Genomic DNA, 1,140 nt, shown 5'->3' on the forward strand with positions numbered 1-1,140 from the left:
GGGTTAAAGGACAAATTGTGTGTCTGGGGGGTTAGTCCCATGTGTTGTTGTAGGGGGTGGTGTGGTGGAGTTCGTTCCAGATGATTGCGTCGCCCCATCCGGGGAGGTTTCTTTGGGTGATGTGTAGGTTTTCCTGGTTTAGGTAGTATTCCTCGAGTTGCGTATCCGTAGGCATTATTTTCAGGATTTCTGCTGGAGTCGCGGGGTTTTCGATGTGTTGGTAGCACCACCAGAAAATCGCTTTGATTCGCCTGGCCAGGCTCATTCCGCGGTGGTCTTTGAGCATGGCACGGAGTTGAGCGTTTATCCCGCCTTCAATCTGGTTGTTCATTGCTGGTAGGCAGGTCAGGGTCTGGTCTGCGAGATCAGGATCGAGATAGGTGAACAGGTTACCGGATTTTATGAGCCTAATTAGCGAGTCCCGGGCGCGAACGAGTTTCTCGTGGGTCAAGCATCTTGTGCCGTATTCGTTTATGGTTTCTTCCGCGAGGAAGGCTTCCCATTCCAGGCACCAGTTGTTGAACCCGACCAGCCATTGTAGAGATTCTTCCACGTTATGGACATGTAACAGGTCGCGAGCTATTCTCCCGAGTTGTTTCCCGGCTGGCAGCTTCGGATTCATAGTGATGTAACGTCGTACCTGCATAAACGCGTGATATGTGCAACGCTGGACCTGCGTGCCCGGCCAAGAAGCTGCTCTAGCGGTTTTGAAACCTGACCCACCATCACTCACGACTAGAAGCGGGGGGCGCTATCCGATCCAGCAAGGCTTTCCACGCGTTAATGTTCTCGTTCCTAGCCACATACCAGCCCAACACATGCTGACGAGTACAGGCAATCAAAACCACGGCCTTGCGCCCCAGATAAATCCCGTCGACAAACACCACGTCATGAACCTCGTCCACAATCGGAGAGAACGGCCATAAACACCAGAACTTAGCTGCATGACGACGAAACGTCCGACCCGCTCCGGGCATATCTTTCTGCCGCTGACGCGACAACAGCCAGCTCAGGAAACGATTAAGCTCTTTAGCAGAGTTATCAATCTTTCCGACCGTAGACCTTCCACACTCCTTACAACGCCAACGCTGAGAACCAGAAGAAGTCTTTCCATTACGTTTCAAAGGAGTATTACACGCC

1 pseudogene is annotated in these 1,140 nt (G+C 52.2%); it reads right to left on the bottom strand.

The window, feature by feature from the left end:
• Positions 1-31: 31 nt before the first annotated feature.
• A pseudogene (locus HMPREF0577_RS10490) lies at positions 32-1,140 on the bottom strand (IS1249 family transposase); the annotation flags it as partial.

The sequence above is a fragment of the Mobiluncus mulieris ATCC 35243 genome (assembly GCF_000160615.1).
In the GTDB taxonomy this organism is placed as follows: domain Bacteria; phylum Actinomycetota; class Actinomycetes; order Actinomycetales; family Actinomycetaceae; genus Mobiluncus; species Mobiluncus mulieris.